The sequence below is a fragment of the Methylocucumis oryzae genome (assembly GCF_000963695.1).
In the GTDB taxonomy this organism is placed as follows: domain Bacteria; phylum Pseudomonadota; class Gammaproteobacteria; order Methylococcales; family Methylomonadaceae; genus Methylovulum; species Methylovulum oryzae.
On sequence record NZ_LAJX01000214.1, the window covers coordinates 1 to 22,288 of the forward strand.

The 22,288-nt window shown below is 44.2% G+C and carries 17 protein-coding genes and 2 pseudogenes; 4 read left to right on the forward strand and 15 right to left on the reverse strand.

The features are described 5' to 3' along the window. The first annotated feature begins 267 nt into the window (after positions 1-267). Positions 268-1,842 (forward strand): HD family phosphohydrolase, encoded by a 1,575-nt coding sequence (locus VZ94_RS17555; protein WP_045780214.1) that lies wholly within the window; start codon positions 268-270, stop codon positions 1,840-1,842. A 306-nt stretch (positions 1,843-2,148) separates the two neighbouring features. Here VZ94_RS17555 and VZ94_RS32455 read toward each other — a convergent pair whose 3' ends face one another. The 14 genes and pseudogenes from VZ94_RS32455 to cutA form a co-directional block, all read right to left on the reverse strand. After that, entirely contained in the window at positions 2,149-3,036 is an 888-nt protein-coding gene (locus tag VZ94_RS32455; protein ID WP_338040495.1) for a L,D-transpeptidase family protein, read from the reverse strand. Further along, the gene (locus VZ94_RS32460) at positions 3,020-3,313 is read right to left on the reverse strand and encodes a L,D-transpeptidase family protein (protein WP_338040496.1); all 294 of its coding nucleotides are present in this window, start codon (positions 3,311-3,313) and stop codon (positions 3,020-3,022) included. Before VZ94_RS32460 ends, VZ94_RS32455 begins: the two co-directional genes overlap by 17 nt. A gap of 232 nt (positions 3,314-3,545) precedes the next feature. After that, positions 3,546-5,114: an LTA synthase family protein gene (locus VZ94_RS17565; RefSeq protein WP_045780215.1), complete on the reverse strand. Its 1,569-nt coding sequence runs from the start codon at positions 5,112-5,114 to the stop codon at positions 3,546-3,548. Position 5,115: 1 nt separating this feature from the next. Further along, complete coding sequence (locus VZ94_RS17570; protein ID WP_239650043.1) at positions 5,116-5,895, reverse strand: SDR family NAD(P)-dependent oxidoreductase; 780 nt, start codon at positions 5,893-5,895, stop codon at positions 5,116-5,118. Next, entirely contained in the window at positions 5,892-6,485 is a 594-nt protein-coding gene (locus tag VZ94_RS31065; protein WP_204369200.1) for a capsular polysaccharide export protein, LipB/KpsS family, read from the reverse strand. Before VZ94_RS31065 ends, VZ94_RS17570 begins: the two co-directional genes overlap by 4 nt. After that, the gene (locus tag VZ94_RS31070) at positions 6,433-7,119 is read right to left on the reverse strand and encodes a capsular polysaccharide export protein, LipB/KpsS family (protein WP_204369201.1); all 687 of its coding nucleotides are present in this window, start codon (positions 7,117-7,119) and stop codon (positions 6,433-6,435) included. The genes VZ94_RS31065 and VZ94_RS31070 overlap by 53 nt, the downstream gene beginning before the upstream one ends. Positions 7,120-7,129: 10 nt before the next feature. Further along, complete coding sequence (locus tag VZ94_RS27245) at positions 7,130-7,486, reverse strand: aminotransferase class I/II-fold pyridoxal phosphate-dependent enzyme (protein ID WP_204369202.1); 357 nt, start codon at positions 7,484-7,486, stop codon at positions 7,130-7,132. Then, positions 7,437-8,459, reverse strand: a complete 1,023-nt coding sequence (locus VZ94_RS17580) for an aminotransferase class I/II-fold pyridoxal phosphate-dependent enzyme (protein WP_204369203.1) — start codon at positions 8,457-8,459, stop codon at positions 7,437-7,439. The genes VZ94_RS27245 and VZ94_RS17580 overlap by 50 nt, the downstream gene beginning before the upstream one ends. Next, complete coding sequence (locus tag VZ94_RS23600) at positions 8,459-10,378, reverse strand: type I polyketide synthase (protein WP_082081779.1); 1,920 nt, start codon at positions 10,376-10,378, stop codon at positions 8,459-8,461. Before VZ94_RS23600 ends, VZ94_RS17580 begins: the two co-directional genes overlap by 1 nt. 91 nt (positions 10,379-10,469) lie before the next feature. Next, positions 10,470-16,184 (reverse strand): annotated as a pseudogene (locus VZ94_RS29550) (type I polyketide synthase); the annotation flags it as partial. 321 nt (positions 16,185-16,505) lie between these two features. After that, positions 16,506-16,946 carry a TlpA disulfide reductase family protein gene (locus tag VZ94_RS17590; RefSeq protein ID WP_052700702.1) on the reverse strand — a complete coding sequence of 147 codons (441 nt, stop codon included), beginning with the start codon at positions 16,944-16,946 and terminating at the stop codon, positions 16,506-16,508. Positions 16,947-17,037: 91 nt separating this feature from the next. After that, a pseudogene (gene dsbD / locus VZ94_RS29555) lies at positions 17,038-18,416 on the reverse strand (protein-disulfide reductase DsbD). Between the two features lie 53 nt (positions 18,417-18,469). Then, on the reverse strand, positions 18,470-19,258 hold the full coding sequence (locus VZ94_RS29565) for a protein-disulfide reductase DsbD N-terminal domain-containing protein (RefSeq protein WP_239650046.1): 789 nt from the start codon (positions 19,256-19,258) through the stop codon (positions 18,470-18,472). Beyond that, a complete protein-coding gene (gene cutA / locus VZ94_RS17600) occupies positions 19,246-19,563 on the reverse strand; it encodes a divalent-cation tolerance protein CutA (protein ID WP_045780217.1) in 318 nt (105 codons plus the stop codon). The genes VZ94_RS29565 and cutA overlap by 13 nt, the downstream gene beginning before the upstream one ends. A 128-nt stretch (positions 19,564-19,691) precedes the next feature. Here cutA and VZ94_RS17605 point away from each other — a divergent pair, with 128 nt between their 5' ends. Further along, on the forward strand, positions 19,692-20,138 hold the full coding sequence (locus VZ94_RS17605; RefSeq protein WP_045780218.1) for an FxsA family protein: 447 nt from the start codon (positions 19,692-19,694) through the stop codon (positions 20,136-20,138). Between the two features lie 83 nt (positions 20,139-20,221). On the opposite strand, the gene VZ94_RS17610 is transcribed toward VZ94_RS17605, so the two are convergent. Then, positions 20,222-20,413, reverse strand: a complete 192-nt coding sequence (locus VZ94_RS17610) for a YgaP-like transmembrane domain (protein WP_338040497.1) — start codon at positions 20,411-20,413, stop codon at positions 20,222-20,224. Positions 20,414-20,749: 336 nt separating this feature from the next. Between VZ94_RS17610 and VZ94_RS17615 the strand changes: the two genes are divergently transcribed. Both VZ94_RS17615 and VZ94_RS17620 read left to right on the forward strand, forming a co-directional pair. Further along, positions 20,750-21,139, forward strand: a complete 390-nt coding sequence (locus VZ94_RS17615) for a group I truncated hemoglobin (protein ID WP_045780219.1) — start codon at positions 20,750-20,752, stop codon at positions 21,137-21,139. Between the two features lie 14 nt (positions 21,140-21,153). Beyond that, complete coding sequence (locus tag VZ94_RS17620) at positions 21,154-22,122, forward strand: 2Fe-2S iron-sulfur cluster-binding protein (protein WP_045780220.1); 969 nt, start codon at positions 21,154-21,156, stop codon at positions 22,120-22,122. Positions 22,123-22,288 lie beyond the last annotated feature (166 nt).

The window sequence follows — 22,288 nt, forward strand, 5'->3', positions numbered from 1 at the left end:
ACGTATTTACGGCGTCCTGTGTTCTGAATGACCTGTCCTGTCTTAAGTTGGGGCTACCAACTTAAAACGGGACAATACCAAGCCGGGACAGGTTGTTTAGAGTGAAGGTGTCGGCAGCAGGGATGCTGCCGCCAAGCCTACAGGGATGTATTTACGGCGCCCTTCACTCTAAATGACCTGTCCCAGCTTAAGTGGGTAGCCTAAGTTGGTAACCTACATTATCCTATTGGCATTAACCAAGATGCATGGCAATGCTTAGCCAACTTTATGGAACATTTAGATATTCAACATCAGTTAGAACAATTAATTGAAATTGGCATTTCCTTATCATCGGAGATGGATACCGCAAAACTACTAGAGAAAATTCTTGCTGGTGCGATACAAATTACTCATGCTGACGGCGGTACGTTATATCGAATTTACGATAATGCAATACGCATGGAAATTGTGCATTCAACCAGCTTAAGGATACGACGTGGCGGGTCTTCTGAGCTACCTGTCAATATGCCGGATATTCCGTTATTTTTAGCGGATGGTAGTCCGAATATGAAAAATGTGGTTAGCTGTTCGATTCATAATAACAGCACGATTAATATTGTTGATGCTTATAACGACCAACATTTTGATTTTTCGGGTACTAAAGCTTTTGATCAGCAAAACCATTACCGCTCCCAATCGTTTTTAGCAGTGCCGATGCGAAATCATGAAAACGACATTATTGGGATTTTACAATTGATTAATGCTATTGACCCAGTAAGTAAGCAAATTACCCGATTTGATTTAATTTCTCAGCGCTTAACCGAGGCGCTCGCTTCGCAGGCTGCGATAGTTATAACAAAACAGCGTTTAATTGCTGATTTAGAAGAAATGTTTGAGTCGTTAATTCGACTGATTGCGACCGCCATCGATGATAAATCGCCTCATACCGGGGGGCATTGTCGGCGTGTTCCTGAGTTAACAATGATGCTTGCCGAAGCTGCACATGATACCCAGGAAGGCTATTTAAAAGATTTCACGATGACCGATGCGGATCGTTATGAGTTAAAAATAGCGGGCTGGTTGCATGATTGCGGCAAAATTACTACGCCTGAATATGTGATTGATAAATCAACTAAGTTACAGACGATTTTCGATAGAATCGAGTTGGTTGAAACTCGCTTTGAAGTGCTTAAGCGTGATTGTGAAATTGCTATGTTAAAACAGCATGTAAACGCATTAGCTTCAGGACAAGCTGTTAACGCTGACGTTGAAAGTGTTTATAAAGCCCAGTTAGCGCAACTTGAAGCCGATTTGGCGTTTATAAAACAAGCTAATATCGGTGCTGAGTCAATGTCGGAATACGATATACAGCGAATTAGTGCTTTTTATAACCAAACTTGGCAGTTGAATGCAGAAACTTTGCCGCTATTATCGGAGAACGAGATATATAATCTCAGCGTTGCACGAGGCACGTTAACCACGGAAGAACGAGAGATTATTAATCATCATATTAGCGCGACGATTGCTATGTTGGAAAAAATCCGCTTCCCTAAGCACTTAAAAAATGTGCCTGAATACGCTGGCGGGCACCATGAGCGCATGGATGGTAAAGGTTATCCTAAAGGATTAAGGCGGGAGGATATGTCGATACAGGCTAGGACGATGGCAATAGCGGATATTTTTGAAGCGTTAACGGCTAAAGACAGGCCTTACAAACATGGTAAGAAATTATCTGAGTCGTTAGCTATTTTGGAAAAAATGAAAAATAACCAACATATCGACCCAGATTTATACGAGGCTTTTATCAAACAGAAAGTCTATAAACGTTATGCAGAAAAAGTTTTTAGACGACTATCAAATTGATGTGGACTGAGTTTTGGGTTACCAACTTAAGACGGGACAGGTCATTCAGAACGCAGGACGCCGTAAATACGTCCCTGTAGGCTTGGCGGCAGCATCCCTGCTGCCGACACCTGCGTTCTAAACGCCCTGTCTCGTCATTAAGTGTGTAGCCACATGTTTTGTATAAGGTATCGCATTAAGCGGACGCCATGCGATACATTTAGAGGTAATTAATTTCCGTGATAATAACCGCCGGGAGAGCCTTGGCGCTTGGTTTGACTCGTTGATTTGCTCGATACTGACTTAGAGCTTGTTGGCGCTTTAGTTTTACTTGTGGTTGCTTTGGCTAATACCAGTTTGGCATCGGACTTGGCTGGTGTTTTTTTGGCTACACTTGTTGGCGTTTTTTTTTGCCGCGCTTTTAGAGGTTGCCGCCGTTTTTGTCGGCTTTGTCGCAGCTAGTTTGCTTGATGCCAGCTTAGCCGAGGTTTGTGCGGCTTTGCTGGTAGTTGGTTTTTTGGCGCTAATAACGGGTTTAGCTTTGGTTGTTGCAGCAGATACCTTGGGTGCTATTGATTTAACCGGTACTACGGGTTTAGCAGTCGCTACAGGCTTATTAGCCGGTGCTATCGGCAATGGAGGTTCGGGAGCAGAGACAGTATTTTCGACAGGGATTGCTTGCGGTTGCGCTTCTTCTAACGGTGGTAAGCGTTCGTAAATAGGCGTTGGAATACCTTCAAGTTTGGTTAACGCTTCGTTGAGCGGACGTTGGTCAAATTCTGGTAACTCGCCGTTATTTGCTTTTTGAATGAGAGATAACGCTAAGCTAAAACGCTCGTCCTTAGACAGTTCCTCACCTTCTAAATCTGGATGAGCTTCTACATACAAGGTATTGTTTAGCCAACCGACTTTAATAGGTTGTTTGACTAAATAAACCGGTGTACCTACTTCAGCAACATAATAGAGTTTTTCAATGTCTTCGGGGTACATTCTAACGCAACCGTGGGTGATTTGCATGCCTATGCCGAAGACTTTGTCTATGTCTGTGCCGTGTATACGATAGTCGCCTTTTAAATTTAAATACAGGGCGTAAGCTCCTAATGGATTATGGGGGCCTGGCGGTACAACTTCAGGTAAAAAATCACCATCGGCAGCATGTTCTCTGCGTATGCTTTCTGGCGGATACCAGAAAGGGTCTTTAACTTTTTTTGACAATGCTGGTTTTTCCTAGTGGTGTTTTCCAATCTTGTCGGCCTACACCGTGAGCAAATGTCATGACTTCACCTGGATGCTTAGCTGAGTACACGTACATTCGGTATTCGGCTAGGTTTAACACGATGCCATCATGCGGTGCATCAGGCAAAATACGTTGGTTGGCTAAGCGTACTTTTTGCCCTTTTTTGACTAGCCAACGATCTACGTCGTGATTCAAGTTGACAATTTCTGTTTGGCCTAATAAGAAAACGTCTAGCAACGTCGAGCAGCGTTTCATTTTGCTCAACTTCGTAATAAATAGGCTCAGATGATTGTGTTATGACAGTATCGCCAGGTGTTGAAGGCAGCTCATAAGTGTCTGCATGAGCCATAGCAAACGTAATTAACCAGGCAAAAAGGCTAGGTATCAGCAAGTGGATTTTCATTAAACAAGTCTCAAAAACTGAATAGACTGAAAGATGTAAGTAGCCTGAGCTACAAGTTAATAGTGTTATATTATCATGGCTTTGTTAAAAAGCTTGAGTGTAATGATTTGGGTGTGAACAACAGCTTAATAACCGTTGAGCGAGTTCATGTATGGCTATTGTTTGAGCAGGCGCCGGAGGATAACGTCCTTGGTTTGAGCTATGCCAGATGAAATAGTCAGTGTCGCCATCGGATTCACCGAATAGTGAGTAAATATTAGGCATAATCGGTACATGGTCACCGTACCAACATAAAACCCCTGGCTGCTGTTGTGCATCCTGTGTTCGCAAGTAGTCGGTGAGTTGATGAATCATTTCATCAGCATGAGCTAGATGATTTAAGTAGACGATTAAATCATCACCACAAGGCGGTAGTGTTCCGTCTATGTATTGGCAAGAATGTTCATTAGGGAGCTGTTCTAAGTGTAGCGGCCCATGGTTTTCCATGGTAATCACAAAAATAAACAAGGGTTGCGTGTGATTATTTGCAGTTTGTTCGGTTAATAACTGGATAATCCGTTCGGTCACGGCCAGGTCGCTAATATATTGCCCTTGCTTTTGCTCCGCAGTAAAACCACTTATATCAATAAAATCATCAAACCCCATTTTGGGAAACACTAAGTGGCGCTGGTAAAACGTGGACGGGTAGGGGTGAATGCAAACCGTACGGTAGCCTTGTTGTTTTAAATGGGCGACCAGATTGGGTATAGCGTGTTTAGCTAAACTACGGTAGGGATTAAATTGATGCACGCCTAAGTCTTCCGGGCGAGTGCTGGTTAAAAATGCGCATTCTGTGCGCACTGTATTAGCGCCAAAAGCGGGTACATTAAGCTTGCCCCAGGCATACGCTTGTTGATTAATAGCGTCAAAATGCTTGAGCACATCAGGCTTGATTTGCGCGCTTAATGCTCTTGGATCAAAAAAAGATTCACTTTGAATGACGACGATATTAGGGGGCGTTAAACCAGAAGGAGCGGGGTTAGTGGTAGGTTGAAAAGGCGAAACATCGGGGTTAATACGTGTGTTCCATTCGGCTAATGCGTATTGCCAAAAAAAGCTAAGCTGGCCTAACGTTGTTAAATCTTGATAAGGATTAAAACTGACAACAGGGCAGGTGCGCAAACCTTGTTTAAGCATCATGAAGCCTAAGCTTAGTAGGCTAAGATTGGCTAATAAAACTATCGGCCACGACAGGGTTTTTGTTAAGGGCGGTTCCAACACAACACCGGCGATAACGGCTAAGCTAAAGCCTAATGTGGCAGCTAATGTTCTGAGTATGCCAAAGAAGGGCAGGTAAAGCCTAGGATGTTTTATCGCATCGGTGAAATAGTCAAAATCTTGAAACAGAAAAGGTTCGCGTAAACTTTGATATTTGGCGTGGTTGACGAGTATCAGTAAGACCAATAAAGCGGTGACTAGCCCTGTGGCAAACCAGGGTCGCAAGGTCAATGCTAATAACCCGCTAAACAACATTAACCATGTACCCACATGGATAAATAGCGTACTCACGGGGCGCTGTGTAGGCAGCAAAGGTCTAGGGTGCAGCCCTTGTTCTAACAACAGCGAGATTAACAAGCCTAGCCCTAGTGCTAAGCTTGTTGTTAGCAACACCATGTTAGCCGCCATAGCCGATTAACGTCAGCATGCGTTGTGACCAATGAGCAGGTAATACCGCTAACCACCAAGTACCCCAATTTAACGGGAATGGAAAACTAATTCTGGCTTGATTTTTAGCAAGCCCTGTAGCGATTAACTGAGCGGCGCGTTCGGCCGGTATCCTAAACGGTTTAGGACCGGGCATGGCATGGCTCATATCAGAGCGCACATAGCCAGGCATAACAACGTTAACTTTTATTCCTTCTTTAGCTAGCCAGCCACGCATGGCCTCACCATAGGCTTTTAGAGCGGCTTTGCTGGCGCAATAGCTAGGGGTGACCGGTAAGCCATAATAAGCGGCTAATGAACTAATAATAGCAATTTGTCCGCTGCCGCGTTGGCGTAAATAAGGCAGTAAGGTGTTAATTAATGCAAGGCTAGCTTTAATGTTTATATCTAATAAGTTATCAATGTCAGCCCATTGCTCACCGATGCGATGCTCACCGTGATTGGTGTTAACACCTGCGTTAGCAATAATTAAATCTGGCAAGGTTTGTTCGGCGACTTGGTTTAGCCAATGCTGCAACGCATGGATGTCGCGCAAATCTAGGCTGTGTATGGTGACGTTTGCGCCACGGCTACGACAGGTTTCTGCCAATTCGGCCAATATAACTGTGTTGCGCCCTGTTAAGATAAGATGGCATTGGGGTCCAGCATAATGCAGGGCGAGAGCCTTCCCTATAGAGCCTGTCGCGCCGGTGATTAAAACGGTGTTATACATCGATGAATTATCAATCAAGTAGTTTCTCCAAAGGCGATTGTTCGGCTTGTAATAAAACGTGCGGCATTGCCAGCCGCTAGCTTGGTACCGAATTCGCAATATAAACTACCATTGATTTGCGTCGTAACCATGACAGTATTGCGAAATGCTTGGAATAGCTCTTCATCAGGTGCAATGGCTTGCGTCCAAAAGGTATCTAAGCCGCCTTGATAGGTAAGTCCTGGCATGTTGTAAATCGGGTCGGCTAAAGTAATTGTTGGGCAGTTTAATTCTAACGCATGAGCGCCAGAGGTGCTGTTGACAGTAACCATGCCTAATGCGTGACTGATTAACGTGCTGATGTGACCGCTTTCTAAATAAACGGTTCGTCCAGCTAGACCTAATGCTTCGACGTATTCGGTGATGAGCTTACGGAAATTTACTAGGCCAAAATCCAGTGGGTGGTTTTTTATAACGAGCTGAGTATGGCTAGGCGCATGTTTAGCAAATGACTGTAATACCGTTTCTATGACTTCAGCCATATTGGCAAAATTTGAATGGTAGAGTATTTGCGCGTCAGTATCTAATTGCAAGGGCAAGAAATAATAAGGAATCTGTTGCTTGACCAAATAATCTAGCTTGGCTTGTTCTTGGTGTTGCATAAGCTTTAGCCAGCTGAAAACGTTTGATGTAGCAAGCATATTCTAGTGCTGGCGGTATGGTGATATGTTTTTTATAGTTTGGATAACGTAACGGATTAGCAATACCGGCTAAATGGTAAACAATATCGTAGGCTGCTTGATCTAAAAACGCTGGGTTAAAAGCTATCGTCGAAGGTGGGGTTAAATTTGTTCCAATTTTTCTAAACCAAGCCGGGTCGCGTGGTAATAGGGAATGACCATTGACCCCTTCGCGTTCCATCGTAATCCAGTGCGGGCGGAAATAGCCGCCATCGAAAACATAAGTGCGTATGCCGAAATTTTTTGCGTTAGCGACGGCAGCTCTATGGACTGGGCGACAATCGCCAAACAGGATTTGTTCGGTGATACCATAACGCGTCCATACGTTGGCTAAAAATTCGGGCAATTCATCTAGTGGCCGACGAAACGGCAATGCTGGGCGCGGTTGCCAATACACAGAATCGCCACAATTGAAATTAATTTTATAAACATCATGGCCTTGAGCCGTCAAATAGTCAGCAATTCTGGCAAAAAGCAACGAGCAAGGGCCTTGCAAGAATAAAAATGCGCGCTTGCGGGTCATTGGTGACTACCTAGGCCTCAAAGTAGTTGGCGCATAGCATCGACAGCGGCATCAAGTTGCTGCTGACTGTGTTCGGCTGAGATAAAAAGCGTAGTCGTGCGCTTTTTTCAGGTACGGCAGGGTATAAAATAGGCTGTACGTTAATGTTTGCTTCAAATAAGGCTTGCGACCAGCGCGCAGCGGTTAATGAGCTACCGGCAATTGCAGGGATGATTGCAGTGCCACAGCTTGTGCCAATATTGGCACCTATTGCCTTTAATTGCTGATAAAAATACCCAGCATTTTTATGTAGAGTTTGCACACGTTCAGGTTCTTGTTTAAGCAGCTCGAGCGCCGATAGTGCAGACGCTGCGACTGGCGGGGGCATTCCGACGCTGTATAAAAACCCAGGCGCTAAAAATTTTTAAATGTTCGATAAGCGCCGATTCGCCAGCAATAAAACCACCGCATCCCGCTAAGGTTTTGCTTAAGGTTCCCATCCAAATATCGACATCTTTGCCGTCGATATTAAATTGTTCGCGTATGCCGAAACCGCGTTTACCCATCACGCCGAATGAATGCGCTTCATCAACCATCAGCAAGGCTTTGTGTTTTTGCTTAATAGCTATAAATTCAGGCAGGTTAGGATAATCGCCATCCATGCTATACAAGCCTTCTAATACAATGAGTACTTTTTGGTAATGCCGACGTTGTTGGCTTAATAATTTATCCAATGCAGCATAATCGTTATGGGCAAACGAGATGCGCTTAGCGCCCGATAGTTGAGCACCGACTAAGCTACTGTTATGGATTAATTCATCGTGAATAATTAAGTCATTGGCCCCGAACAAATAGCCTATCGTCGTTACATTAGTCGCATGACCGCTGACCATGACGACGGCGTCATCTACACCATAAATAGTGGCAATCTCGGCTTCTAATTGCCTATGCACAGGCCGTTCGCCGGAGACTAGGCGACTGGCTGACACCGATGTGCCATATTGCTCAATCGCGCGTTTAGCGGCCTCAGCAACGACAGGATGTCCTGATAAGCCTAAATAGTTGTAGCTGGCGTAATTTATGAATTCTTTACCATTAATACGAGTCGTTGCGCCGGCGATGCCTTCGTGTACGCGAAAAAACGGGCTAGCAATACCAAATTGTTCGCCGCCTTTATAAATAATTTGTAATTGCTTAAATCCAGGTAACTGGTCAAAGCGATACCAATTTTCCGGTATATCCGAATTTAACGCTAAGGGATTGACGTCTTGGGTTTCTGCTTCGGCTTGTTTTAGTTTATGTTCTAATGCTTGCCTGATGAGTTGGTCTTTTAGCTGACCTGTTAAACTCTTACTTGCCATTAGTGAATAATCCTGCTCGTCTGCGTATCCGCTAATGCTTGCGTTAGAGCCAGCCGTTGTTCGTCTGTTACCGCAGAAGCATGACGTTTAGATAAGTCGTTGATATTCGCTAATGTATCGGTGGCGTGTTGAGTTGACTCAATATCGCCACGTAAATGCGCAAGTAAGCGTGCTGCTAGCTTATTAAGCGTAGGCGCTTCGCTTAACGCCATGACAGGAATTTGTACGTCGAAACGTGATTCTATCGCAATCATTAACTCTACCCCCATTAGCGAATCTAAGCCCATGTCATACATTGATTGATTAGGATCAATCTTGTCTTTGTTGATGAGTAGTATCTGACTGAGTTCTTCTTTTAAAATATCGATAAATGCAAGTTGTAAGTCAGCATCGCTTAACTCATTAAGCATACGTTTAATATCGGCACTTTGATTGTCGTTGCTATCACTGCTAGGCGTATAACCGGCTAATTCAATAAATTTAGGCGTTTTAGCAGTAGGTAAAAACGCGCTTAGCGCCCGCCAGTCGAATTCCAATACACCGAGTGTTGACGCTGTTATAGGATGGCATAACAACTGTTCCAGCACGGTAAAGGCATCGTTAGTAGTCAGTGCTGCCCCGCCCATGCGTGTTTGTAAGGCCTCTTTAATTTTCTCATGACGTGTTAAGTAGCCGGTATCTCCGATAGCTCCCCAGCAAACACAGGTTGCTGGCAAACCTTGTTGATGGCGATAAGCGGCTAATGCTTCTAGCCAGTGATTAGCGGCAACATAATTGCTTTGGCCGGGATTACCAAATAACGTAGTGACTGATGAATAAAGCACGAAGAATTCTATCGGGTGTTGTAAGCTGAGCTCATGTAACATTTCTGCGCCCTGAATTTTCGGCATTAAGACTTCTTGTAATTGTTGATAGGTTAAATTGCGCACTAAGCTATCATCAATAACGGCCGCAGCATGGAATATGCCTTTTAATACAGGTGCTTGAGTTAATGCTGATTGGATAAACGCCGTGAGGGCATTTTTATCGCTAACATCGCAAGCTGCCGTGATGATATTAACACCGCTGTTGGTTAATTCGTCTAATACTTGTTGCGTTTGCTCTGAAATTACTCCGCTACGACTGATTAACAGTAAATGACGCGCACCTTTTTGGGCTAGCCAACGCGCAGTTGCTAAACCGAATCCGCTTAAACCACCTGTGATGAGATAACTTCCGGAGTCGTTTAGTTGTAAGCTGGCTTTAGGGGGCTCTTTGTAAGCGGATTTTGCCTGGATGCCATTATCATAAGTGACAACAATTTTACCGATTTGCCGTGCTTGCTGCATATAGCGAAATGCTTCTGTCACTTGATTAGCATCGAATACGGTATAAGGTAATGGGTGTAAATGCCCTGAGCGGAACAGCCCCATGAGTTCATTAAACGCACGTTGGGTTAATTCAGGCCGCTCGCGCAATAACTGGTCTGCGTCAATGCCAAAATAGCTGATATTATTACGGAAAGGTCTTAAGCCAATATGAGTATTTTCGTAAAAATCGCGTTTGCCTAATTCTAAGAATCGACCAAAAGGTTTTAATACTTGGAAATTGCGATTAATCGCTTCGCCTGCCAATGAGTTTAATACCACATCAACGCCACGTCTTTGGGTAATCGCAAGAATTTGCTCAGCAAAGCTTAGTGAACGCGAATCAAAGATATGCTCTATGCCTAATAAACGTAAAAAATCCCGTTTTTCTTCAGAACCGGCTGTGGCGTAGACTTCAGCGCCTAGCCATTGCGCGACTTGGATGGCAGCGATGCCAACTCCGCCAGCGGCACCATGAATTAATACCCGCTCGCCTTTTTGCAGTTTGGCTTGATAGTGCAATGCATAGTAAGCGGTAAAAAAAAGTGCTTGGAATGGTTGCCGCTGCGGCATAGCTTATTTCATTGGGGATTAACGCAACTGCATTAGCTTTTGTCCATACTCGGTTGGCAAAACTAGCCGGCCCCATGCCTACAACTTGGTCGCCTGGTTTGAATTTATGAACTTTAGCGCCTGCGCGTAAGACGACACCGGCAAACTCAAGCCCTAAACTAGCGCCGACAAAACCGCTTTCTACGGCTTCATCCGATAATAAGCCTAGGGTGTACATAACGTCTCGGAAATTTAAGCCCGTTGCTTTGACCTCGACTTCTATTTCATCGTCAGCAGGTGGACGATGTGGAATGGTTAACCATTGTAAATTGCGTAATTGACCGGGTAGCTTAAAGCCTAGTTGTATAGCTTGCTGGGTTTCTAAGCCGGTAATGGTTTTTTCTTTGACCAGTTTTTCCCGGCTACGCAGTCTAGGCGCAAAGCGGTTTCCTGCGGCATCTAAGACAATTTCTTGTTCAGCGTCAGGATTTAAGCATTCATTGAGTATCGCATCCATGACGCTAGGCGTTAATGCATCGCCATTTAAATCGACTAAGCGCACAGTAAAACTAGAGGCTTCATTCATTAAGCTACGACCAAATCCCCATAACGCGGCGTCATGGGCGATGCTGCTTGATGTCGGGAAAACACCGGCTTGATCACAAGAAAATAGCGCGCCTACTTGATGAGTGAATAACCATAGCGTTAGTGGCGTTGAGGTTGTTTCTAGTGTTTGTACTAGCGTCGTTGCGAGCCAACAGCGTAGAGTTTGCCCCGTGGTTGTTTGGTTATAACCATATAAGTGAATAATATGGTTAAAGGCGTTGTTTTCAGCGGCTGCCTTATTAAATAGCGGTAACCAAGCGCCTATAAGCTCTGGGTTAACCACAGTGACTTGCTGGTGTTTAATTCTTAATTGCTCAGTTAATTGCCCTGCTATAGCTTGCTCAGGTGCTCGATCTGAAGCCAATATTAACCAATGTTGCTGGCTTGTGAGGTTGGATAAGAGCGGGCTATGCTCATTTGAATCTATGCGAGCAGAAATAAGATAGGCACCCGAATCGTACTGAGCGAGTGATGCATGCTTATGAATAGCTGTAAAAGGTAAAAGCTTGAGTTGGTCTATGATAGCTGTTGACGATAACTGCGGTGATATTCGCTGTTGTGTATCAATAGTCAGCCACCAGTCATTGGTACAACCAAACAGTGCATCTAGCCAGCGTGCTGGTTCTAAGCCAATAATGTAAACCTGGCTGCCTGGTGTCAAGCATTGCGGCAAGTAGTTTAATATGCGCTGCACGTCTTGGATATTTGCCATCGCAATACTAATAATAGCAAAATTAGCCGGTTTTATTCGGCCACTGCTAATAGTGTTATGGTCGAGTTCATTAGCCAAGTTAAGTACTTGTATCAGCGGGTAATGTTCTCGTAAATGATGAGCATGAGCCAGCGCCTCGTCATTAAACGATGCATAGCAGTAATCAGTTAGCTCAGGGTTTAATTCTGCATAGAGTAATGGCCCGAACTCTGGCTTGTACGCGCTGATTTCTAATATGCGCAAACGTTGTCCTGGCGCTTGCTGTTGGCTAATGCTGATGCAGTGCTGGATAATCGTGTCAACAAGCAGTTTTTTACTGGTTAATGCAATAATTTGACTGACAACGGCTTGGTAATCATTAGCGCAAACGCCTAAGTCGTTAATCATAGCCGCATCGGTTAACAGTAAAGGCAATTTTGTGCCTATGCGGCCTGTTAAATGAATAGGGTAAAAATAATCCGGGTATTCTTGGATAAGCGTATTCCAGATAGCGGTAGCTGTTACACCGGATTGTAGGTGGTCGCGTTTTAACTGCCAACCAATAATAGACTCCGATTTGGGCTGTAGCGTACCGTAATTAGCCAAGAATGCTTCTAGTGCTAAGGCATAGCGGGTGGGTTGTACCATTTGTTGCGCTTCAGCGTACGCTAATATTCTGGCGAGTAAGTGATTAGCCGACTCAGTGGCTACTTCAGTAAAGCGATTCTCATTAATAAATCCGCGATGGTCAGCAAAGCTGTTTAAGGCTTCAAAGATGAATTGATTGCACAGACTGTCTAATAATGGTTCAACTTCATGATTGTAACGGTTGATGGCTGCAACAGCATGTGGCTCTAGGTCTATTGCTGATGATTGAGCTTCGTTTTCTAATGCAGGCGTACTTAGCATTAACGGGGTGGGCGTTAAATGATAGCTTAAATAACGCAAATTGCGCGCATGGCGTTTATGTAGGCGTACCGCGCGGAAACGAACATCATCGAGTACGGCAACAGCCGAGCCATCAGCCGCATAGAGTACAAATCGGCTATTTAATGAGTGCGGTGCTAGTTTTAACAAAGTCGCTTCTGCGATAACGGGTTGTTTTTTATCGCTACGCACCTTAATGCGCCCTATCTTAACGGGAACAAAGGCGATGCCTTCAAGTTCGCTAATCACATTTTTTAAAATTTGAAAAACTAATTGAAACGCGGAGTCCAGCAAACTTGGATGTAAAAAGTAATGGCTGCCATCTTTAACTAGCGCTTCAGGCAACACTAATACTGCGATAGCTGAATTGTCTGTTATCCAGCCAAAGCGCATGGCTTGAAAACTAGGGCCATATTCTAAGCCGGTATTTTCGGTTAAGCGTTTATGCGTATTCGCATCAAAATCCGGCGCGTGAGTGGGAAAATCCGGGGCAAGTTGTTTTAAAACCGTGTTGCTAGCATCGGTTAATAGACGACCTACGCAATGCGGATGCCATTCTTGCTGCCAAGCATCTCGGTTTGGTGCTGAATCGGTTAGTGCTTTAGCCTGTTCTTTGCTGCGAATGCTAAAACGGTTATCGGAAGGCTCTAAATGAACACGGATAGATTTACTGTGTTCTTGGCTTAACACCAGAGGGCTTCGTATTTCTAGCTCTTCTATTTCCAAGATTGCGGCGTTATGCGCTTGAAAAGCCGTTGCTAATGCTAATTCCACAAAACCAGCGCCTGGGAAAATAATAGCGCCACCGACATTATGATCCGCTAGATAAGGTAATAATTGAGTATCAAGCTGATTTTCCCAAACATATTCTTGCTGTTTTAAGGGGTAGCCTAACAGCGGGTGAACTTTGTAACGGTTGAGCAAGCCATAAGAATCTGACGTGACCGGATGCCAATAACTTTCGCGTTGCCAAGAATAGTTAGGTAGCGTGACGTAAGTGCCAGACGTAGGGAACCACTGTGACATATCTAAGCTGATGCCGCTTAACAAACACTGTCCGACACAGTGTTTAATTTGCTGATAATCACTGTGTTGTTTAGTCGAGCTCGCAATAATCAGGCCGGGCTGGTCTTGTTTTTTCAGTGCTTCATTTAAATAAGACTGTAAAACCGGGTGCGCGCCTACTTCGATAATAGCATTTACCCCTGATGCTAATAGTTCATCAACGGCAGCTTGAAATAGCACGGGCTTGCGAATGTTATGCCACCAGTAATTGGCGTTTAATTCATCATTAGCTACTGCTTTACCGGTTACCGTAGAATAAAACGGTAAGTTAACAGGATTAAGCACTAAATCGGCTAAGTCACTTAATATCCCTGTTTTAGCAACATCCATAGACGGACTATGAAACGCGTAGTCTAAGTCTAAGCGTTTAAACACGATATTTTGCGCGCTGAGTATGGCTTCAACTTTGGCTAAGCCATTGTTGGAGCCTGCTAATGTAACACCACGAGGGCTGTTAATACCGGCTATATAAACTTGATTGACATGTGCTTGACTCAGCACGTTACGCATGTCGTCAGCACCAAGTGCTACAGCCGTCATACCCCCTTTGCCCTTGGTTTTACCCTGGTGGAAGCTACGGTAATAAATGACTTTAACCGCTTCGGTAAGCGATAATGCACCGCAAGCCCAGGCTGCAGCGACTTCACCGACACTATGACCTAATACGGCAATGGGTTGAATACCATGGGCGCGTAATAATTCGGTAATGCCGACTTGCAACGCAAATAAGGCGGGTTGGGCGATTTCGGTGTCATGAAAGCGGTCGCCATTGACGCCTGATAACTCGTCTAATAACGAAAAATTGGCATATTGGCTAAATAGTTTGTCAACTTCAGTAACGGTAGCGCGAAATAACGGAGCTTCTTGTAAAAGCTTAGCGCCCATACCTGCCCATTGACAGCCATTGCCTGAATAGGCGAAGGCGGGGCCTTTCGCATTGGCTAGCGATTTGCCAAGAGTTATTTTGGATTGGCCGCTTGATAGTTGTTTAGATTCAGATTGCTTAGCTTCAGAAAGCGCATACCGCTTTAACGCGTCTGCCGCTTGGGTCGCCGTTTCCGCAAATACTATAGCACCATAATGATGATGTTCACGATGAAACCAAGTTGAATAAGCCGTATCGTAAAACGCATTTTGGTTAGCGTCGTCGGTTAACCAGTCGGCCATGGCGTTGGCGGCATGTATTAATGCTGATTTTTGCTTAGCGAAGATAAACAGCGGTTTTAGTGCAGGTGCCGAATTGTTTGGCTTAGATTCATGAGGTTGATCTGGGCTTTGTAATATCACATGGGCATTGGCACCACCAAAACCAAATGAGTTAACGCCTATAATGATATTCCCTGTCGGCTTTAAGGTTTCGTTTTCAGTGACAATGTGTAAATTCCAATCCTGGCAATTAATTTTAGGATTAATACGATTAACGCTAATCGTCGCAGGAATTTGCCGATGTTTTATGCAATTTAACGCTTTCACGACGCCAGCGACACCTGACGCAGACTCTAAATGGCCTAAGTTGCTTTTAATTGAGCCAATAGGTAAAGGTTTAGCTCGTTTTTGACCTAAAGCAATGCCTATCGCATGGGTTTCTATTGGATCACCTACGGCAGTACCGGTCCCGTGCGCTTCAAAATAATCAATCGCATCAGGGTTAATTTGTGCTTGTTGGTAGGCTTTAGCAATTAAGGCCGCTTGCGCATTAGGGTTAGGAATAGTTAAGCCAGATTTATGACCATCAGTATTGACCGCGCTGCCTGCAACAATAGCTAAGATAGGGTCGCCATCGGCTAGTGCTTGCTCGTAGTCTTTTAATAAAAATAACCCGCCACCTTCAGAGCGCACATAACCATCGCCAGATTCATCGAAAACATGACAACGCCCTGTTTTCGATAACATAGTGGCTTTAGCAAACGAGATGAAACCGTAGGGATGCAAATGTAAATTGACACCGCCTGCTAGCGCCATGTCAATTTCCCCGGCACGTATCGCTAAACACGCTTGATGGAAGGCAACTAACGATGATGAGCAGGCCGTATCCATTGAAATACTAGGCCCATGTAAATCAAATGCGTAGGAGATTCGGTTAGCGGCAATACTAGAAATAATGCCTGTGGCGGCAGGTGCATCAATGGCGGCTAGGTCATCCGCTAATCGATACGCGTAATCGACGTTAGATATACCAACGTAAACGCCGCATTCGCTACCGCGCATAGCCGAAGGTACGATACCCGCGTTCTCAAAGGTTTCCCACGCGAGTTCTAAGAGCAAGCGTTGTTGTGGGTCGATAAGAGCGGCTTCGCGTGGAGAAATCCCAAAAAAGGCTGCATCAAAGCCAGAAATATCGCCTAAGCTGCCAGCTGCAAAAGTATAGCTAGTGCCCGGATGGCGTTTATCGGGATGCCAAAAACTCTCTTTAGACCAACGCGTTGAATCAACTTCAGTGACTAAGTCTTTGTTTGCCAATAAATCATGCCAGAAATTCTGGGTGTTTGTGCCTGGAAAGCGGAGTGAATATGCTATGAGTGCAACGCGTCTATGCATCCTAAGAAATATTTCCTTTCACGAAAAATTAATAAGCGATTATAACCGATATGAGGCTTGTTATTACAAAACAACTTTAGTGTGTCAAGCAGCGAATTGTTTTGAGCAAATTTTAGGCCAAAAAACTAAAATATTACAGACACTATAACGATGTTTACAGGCAAGAACAAGTTAACTATTTACTTCGGGTTACCAACTTAAGACGGGACAGGTCATTCAGACCGCAGGATGCCGTAAATACGTCCCTGTAGGCTTGGCGGCAGCATCCCTGCTGCCGACACCTGCGTTCTAAACGCCCAGTCCCGTCATAAGTGTGTAGCCTTACTTCGTTGAATTGTTTGTAGGCAACATTAAAGCTTGCAGCTCTTGCTCAACATCGTGTTGAGTTACTTCGCCCGTCCAAACATGGCGCATAATATTTTGTTCATCGACTAACACCGAGAAAGGGATTACGCCTAATAGGTTACCCATTTGTTGTGATAATGCCATGCCTTGGTTTGGTGCTAACAAAACAGGATAGGTTATGGCTGAGGTTTTAATAAAGGCCGCAACATCAGACTCGTTATCAATCGCAATACCCAAGACGACAAGGTTTTTTTCACTTTGGGCTTGTTGCAAGCGATTTAACTCTGGAATTTCCTGGCGGCAGGGTGGGCACCACGTCGCCCAGAAATTAATTAAGCGAATCTTACCTTGCCATTGTTGGCTGTTTTGCATTTGCCCAGTCAAATCGGGTAATGAAAATGCGACTAGCTCAGTCACGGATGGTGTGGTTGATACCTTATGCTGTTTTAGTGTGATACCTAACGCGAAAGCATGAAAGCAACGATTAGGTATAAAAAAACGTTTTTGTTCATAGCGAAAGTCGGCTTAGGCTTTGGGCAAACGTTTTAGCGTCTTGATAGCCTACGACGCGTTGCTGGCTAAGTTCTTGACCATGGCGGTCGAAGAATAGCGTAGCCGGTGGGCCTATCAAGTTAAAGTGGCTTAACAACGCTTGATCGGCATCAGAATTTGCCGTGACGTCAGCTTGTAATAATAAAAACTTGGCTAATCCTTGTTTAACGGTTGCGTCAGTAAATGTATAGGCTTCCATTTCTTTACACGAAATGCACCAGTCGGCATAAAAATCTAACATAACAGGTTGTTGCTTAGCACTCGCCTCTGCTATGCGTTGATTAAGCTCGGCCAGCGTCGTCACGCGTTGAAAGGTTACGCCAGCCGCTTGAGCGGGTTTATTAAATCCTATGCCTTGTAGCGGGGCGAGTGGGTTGTGGTTACCTAAGCTAAAGCCAATCAGTAATAACAAGCCATAAACCAGCATCACTAAGCCTATGCCTTTAAACAATTTACGCCAGCCGCTGCTATGCGCAGGCAGCGGGTCTAATGCCGATAAATATATCGATGGCAAAATAAGCCATAATGACCAAAGTAGCATGGCAATTTCTGCCGGTATTACACGGCTTAACATCCAAATGGCTACCGCTAACATAATGACGCCAAACACGGCTTTGGTTGCATTTAACCAATCGCCCGCTTTGGGTAACAATTTTCCGGCTGATGCACCTAAGATGAGCAGTGGGACGCCCATACCTAAGCCCATGACCAACAAGGCGCTAAAACCTAAGATAACATCGCCAGTTTGCCCAATGAAAATTAATGCTCCCGCTAACGGTGCAGCAACGCAAGGACCTACAATCAAGGATGATAATGCGCCCATAATAGCGGCGCCCCAAAGAGAGCCGTCTCGGTGTCTCTCGCTTGAGTTGTGCAATTTGGTTTGTAATGACTTAGGTAGCTCTAAATGATAAAAGCCAAACATTGCTAATGACAAAATCACCATCAGGGAACTAAAGGCAATAATAATCCAAGTTTGTTGAAAAATGCTTGTAAATTACTGCCAAACAATGCCGCAATGACGCCAAAAACCGCATAGGTGAGTGCTGACGCCAATACATAACTTAATGACAACATGAAGCCGCGCATCACGGAAAGCTTTTTGTTATGGCCGACGATAATGCCTGACAGAATGGGAATCATCGGAAAAATACATGGCGTTAGCGACAATAACAAACCAAAGCCAAAAAAGCTGGCAATGACAATAGCTATATTGTCGTGGCGCAGTGAGTTAACGATTTCGTCTTGTTCAGAGATAATAGGTGGTGTAGGGCTAGACGCCGTTTGTGATGATTCGGTAATTTCAGGCAATGCAAGGGTTAGTGTTTTGCTCATAGGCGGGTAACACACGCCTCTATCCGCACAGCCTTGAAAATTTGGCTTCTAGTTTAATCGAAAAAAGGTGTTTTATTGCTTCTAACTAAAGGTATATCAAAAGCTAGCTCGTTATGAAAAATCTCAACTTGACCAAAGGCTTCATCGACTTTGGGTGTGCCATGTGGAATTTGATACGCGCCTAGCTCCACGCCATCCGCGCCAAGTAATGCAAGTTGCACTTTTTCACGGTAGAGATAATAAGCGTCTGCAATAACCCAATTTACATGAAGTGTATTAGCGTTTTTTACCGAAGCGAAAAATTGAAACGCTTGGTCGGGTGGTAATAACTCGCTATTGGCATTGGTTTTAAAGCCAGAAAAGCTTTTCACTAAGCTGCTTAGCGGGTCGCTTGCGGCTTTAATGACTGGTAGTGGCAATGAAACAGGTAAGGTTTGTTTTTGGGGGGGGTAGCAAACGCCTTGTTCGGAGCAGGCTTGATATTGCACAAAAACGTGCATTTGGCTTAAGCGAGCTTGATTGGTATAAGGAACGGTCACTTTTAACTGGTGATGATAATGCTCAACCGTTCCTAATAACTCATCTTGTTTAATCGTACCCACGGGAAAGAGTGGCTTGCCGAGTTCAACGGCATCGGTTTTCGAGTGTATTCGCAGGTTATTGCGGTAAACCATGAAACCATCGGCGATTTGCCAATTAAGTTCTAATTGTTCTGCATTTAATGCTTGGGCAGAGAGAGTAAACGCTGCTTTAGGTGGGACAAGTTCTGCCTGGCTGAGAGCTAGCACCGATTGGCAAAACGTTAACCATAAGATAAAGAGCGTGCTTTTTATGACAGGCATGAATCTATCCATTCAAAATATTCAGGTAATCCGCATTCAATGTTTACGGCTACAATTTCAGGCACTTCGTAGGGGTGATGTTTGAATAAGGTTGTTTCTATCTGTGAGTAATTATCGGCACGAGTTTTGATTAATAATAAATGCTCTTGTGTCGTCTCTATTTGGTCTTGCCAGCTATAAACTGACGTAATGCCGGGCATAATATTGACACAAGCTGCGAGTTTCTTAGTCACTAATAACCCTGCAAGCTTTTTAGCGCTTTCTTTGTCCGGGCAGGTGCAATAAATCATTTGGTAGGCAGGCATGGCGAACCCCTCATCAGATTAAAAGCAATATTATCCTAGAAATTGATGGCGATTGCCCTTATATTAACTTGGAGGTATTGATATTATGACCGAACTATTACGACTTAAGGTTTAGACCAGAGCAACTTATGAATCCGTTTCGATATTTACTATTAATTTTGTTAATTGTTCCATTTGCAGAAATTTATTTGTTACTAGAGGTCGGTAGTATCATCGGAGCGATGCCAACGATTTTTTTAGTCGTCAGTACAGCATTTTTAGGCGCCTATCTATTAAAACAACAAGGCTTGGCCACTTTTCAGCGTTTTCAGCAAAGCATGGCGCAAGGCGTCATCCCCGCTTATGAAATCATTGAAGGCCCAATCATTTTATTAGGTGGCGTATTACTGTTAACACCGGGATTTATTACCGATGTGCTAGGTTTTATTTGCTTGATTCCTGCATTACGCCGAGCATTAGCCCAGTTCTTAATCGAGAATAGCGATATAGTAACGTCAGTGATGTTTAATCAAGGAAAGCATCAGGCCGGGCAATCTCAAGTATTAGAGGGTGAGTTTCATAGAGAAAAGGACTAAAGAAAACTACATCCTTGTAGTCTTCATTGTTTAACCATTAGCTGCCGTATCGTCGGTGCTGGTCGGTGTGCAGGTGTTTTTGTTTAAGCCGGAATAAGCAGGGCACCAGCCAAAAAACCTGTTGCAGTCAGTATTAAGCCAATAATTAATAACGGAATCCAGGCGGTGAATATCGAAACGGCTATTAATGCAATGCCTCCGTATAAGCGGTATTGTTTTTCTTTACTGCCGATATTGTGTTCGAATTGAATCATGCGTTTAACATCGAAACTCATTGCTATTCCTCTCTGTTTTAGTAGTAATTCTTGTTCTGCCAAAAAACGTAGGCTCTTTTGAGCCGAAGCAACTATACACAGCTTCAAAAAATGTGCAAGCAAAATAATAGCTTAACGCACAGTCTATGGAAATTATCCGTCTTGTTTTTGCTGAATTCGGCGTCCGCGCGTGATGCTATGGGCAGTTATATTTCAGCGCTTAACCATAAAAAACTTTTGAAAGTAAAATATTGCAAAAGTCGGGTGCATGACCTAAAATTTCTCCGGTAAGCGGTGGCTTACGTTAAACCATTGCGGTTTACACAATAAAATAACAATAACTTTCAGGAGTCAATAATGAGCGAGTCACAAGAAACAAGCAATGCAAGCTTATTTGAACAATTAGGTGGTGAGGCAGCAGTTAATGCTGCGGTTGATATTTTTTACCGCAAAGTATTAGATGATTACCGTATTAATCGTTTTTTCGATAATGTCGATATGGTGCAACAAGCGGCTAAGCAAAAGGCGTTTTTGACCATGGCGTTTGGTGGCCCAAGTCATTATAGTGGTCAAGATTTGCGTAAAGGCCATGAGCGCTTGGTGAAAATGGGCTTGGATGATAGCCATTTTGATGCAGTTATGGAACATCTAAAAGCCACGTTAGTGGAATTAAATGCACCAGAAAACCTGTTAGAGCAAGTCTTGGCACTTGCAGAAAGCACACGTAACGATGTGTTAGGCAAATAATTAAGGAGCGACACATGCCAACGATTACTTTTGGCACAAAAGCTATTGCTGCTAACACAGGAGATACGGTATTAGAAACCTTATTAAAAGCTGGAATACCGGCTGCTTATGGTTGTCGGCAAGGTCTGTGTCAAGCGTGTATGTTGCAAAGCTTGGATGTGTCGCCCCCCGCTTCGGCGCAAGCGGGTTTAGCCGCTTATCAACAGCAGCAAAATTATTTTTTAGCGTGCTCATGTCCAGTTGACGGTGACATGACTATTGCCATACCAGGCCAAGGGATAGGTTATGTGACGGCCGTATTGGACGCTAAAATCTTGTTAGCCCCTGATGTAATGCGAGTGGTATTGCGCACCGAGACGTTAATACCCTTTCGTGCGGGTCAATTTGTAAATTTGCAACGAGGTGATGGGTTAATTCGCAGCTATTCGATAGCTAATCAACCGAGTTCCGAGCCGATAATAGAGTTTCATATCCGTAAATTACCTAACGGTCGTTTTAGCACATGGGTTTTTGAGGATTTTAAGCTCGGCGATGTTGTTAAGGTAAGCTCGGCACAAGGTGGTTGTTATTATCAATGCGAAGATAAGCAACAGCCTTTATTATTAATTGGTACGGGTACAGGGTTAGCACCGCTGTATGGCGTTATTCATGATGCGTTAGCACAAGGTCATTCTGGTACGATTGAGTTATTTCATGGCAGCCGTGATAGAGAAGGTCTTTATTTAATCGATGAATTAAAGGCATTAGCGGCTCAATATAAGCATTTTCACTATACACCTTGCGTATCGGGCTCTTGGGCTGCGCAGGATTTTGCCAAGGGTAGGGCACATGACGTGGCGTTGCAAAATCGCGCAAGCTTAAAAGGTTGGCAGGTGTTCTTATGCGGTCATCCTGAGATGGTGAAACAAACTCAGCGTACAGCTTATGTCAAAGGCGCATCGCTCAATCATATTTACTGCGATTCTTTTACCGTCAGTGCGTAACTTAAGGTGTTGTTTTATTGATTCCGGTTACCAACTTAAGACAGGACAGGTCATTCAGAACGCAGGACCCCGTAAATACGTCCCTGTAGGCTTGGCGGCAGCATCCCTGCTGCCGACACCTGCGCTCTAAACTCCCTGTCCCATCTTAAGTGTGTAGCCTTGATTT

Coding starts and splice junctions, on each gene's coding strand:
- VZ94_RS17565 (WP_045780215.1), bottom strand. CDS start 5,114: ATGGTGTTGCTAACAACAAGCTTAGCACTAGGGCTAGGCTTGTTAATC.
- VZ94_RS17610 (WP_338040497.1), bottom strand. CDS start 20,413: ATGAGTTTCGATGTTAAACGCATGATTCAATTCGAACACAATATCGGC.
- VZ94_RS27245 (WP_204369202.1), bottom strand. CDS start 7,486: ATGCCCCCGCCAGTCGCAGCGTCTGCACTATCGGCGCTCGAGCTGCTT.
- VZ94_RS17580 (WP_204369203.1), bottom strand. CDS start 8,459: ATGGCAAGTAAGAGTTTAACAGGTCAGCTAAAAGACCAACTCATCAGG.
- cutA (WP_045780217.1), bottom strand. CDS start 19,563: ATGCCTGCCTACCAAATGATTTATTGCACCTGCCCGGACAAAGAAAGC.
- VZ94_RS31070 (WP_204369201.1), bottom strand. CDS start 7,119: ATGACCCGCAAGCGCGCATTTTTATTCTTGCAAGGCCCTTGCTCGTTG.
- VZ94_RS32460 (WP_338040496.1), bottom strand. CDS start 3,313: ATGAAACGCTGCTCGACGTTGCTAGACGTTTTCTTATTAGGCCAAACA.
- VZ94_RS29565 (WP_239650046.1), bottom strand. CDS start 19,258: ATGCCTGTCATAAAAAGCACGCTCTTTATCTTATGGTTAACGTTTTGC.
- VZ94_RS17555 (WP_045780214.1), top strand. CDS start 268: ATGGAACATTTAGATATTCAACATCAGTTAGAACAATTAATTGAAATT.
- VZ94_RS17605 (WP_045780218.1), top strand. CDS start 19,692: ATGAATCCGTTTCGATATTTACTATTAATTTTGTTAATTGTTCCATTT.
- VZ94_RS17620 (WP_045780220.1), top strand. CDS start 21,154: ATGCCAACGATTACTTTTGGCACAAAAGCTATTGCTGCTAACACAGGA.
- VZ94_RS17615 (WP_045780219.1), top strand. CDS start 20,750: ATGAGCGAGTCACAAGAAACAAGCAATGCAAGCTTATTTGAACAATTA.
- VZ94_RS23600 (WP_082081779.1), bottom strand. CDS start 10,378: ATGCCGCAGCGGCAACCATTCCAAGCACTTTTTTTTACCGCTTACTAT.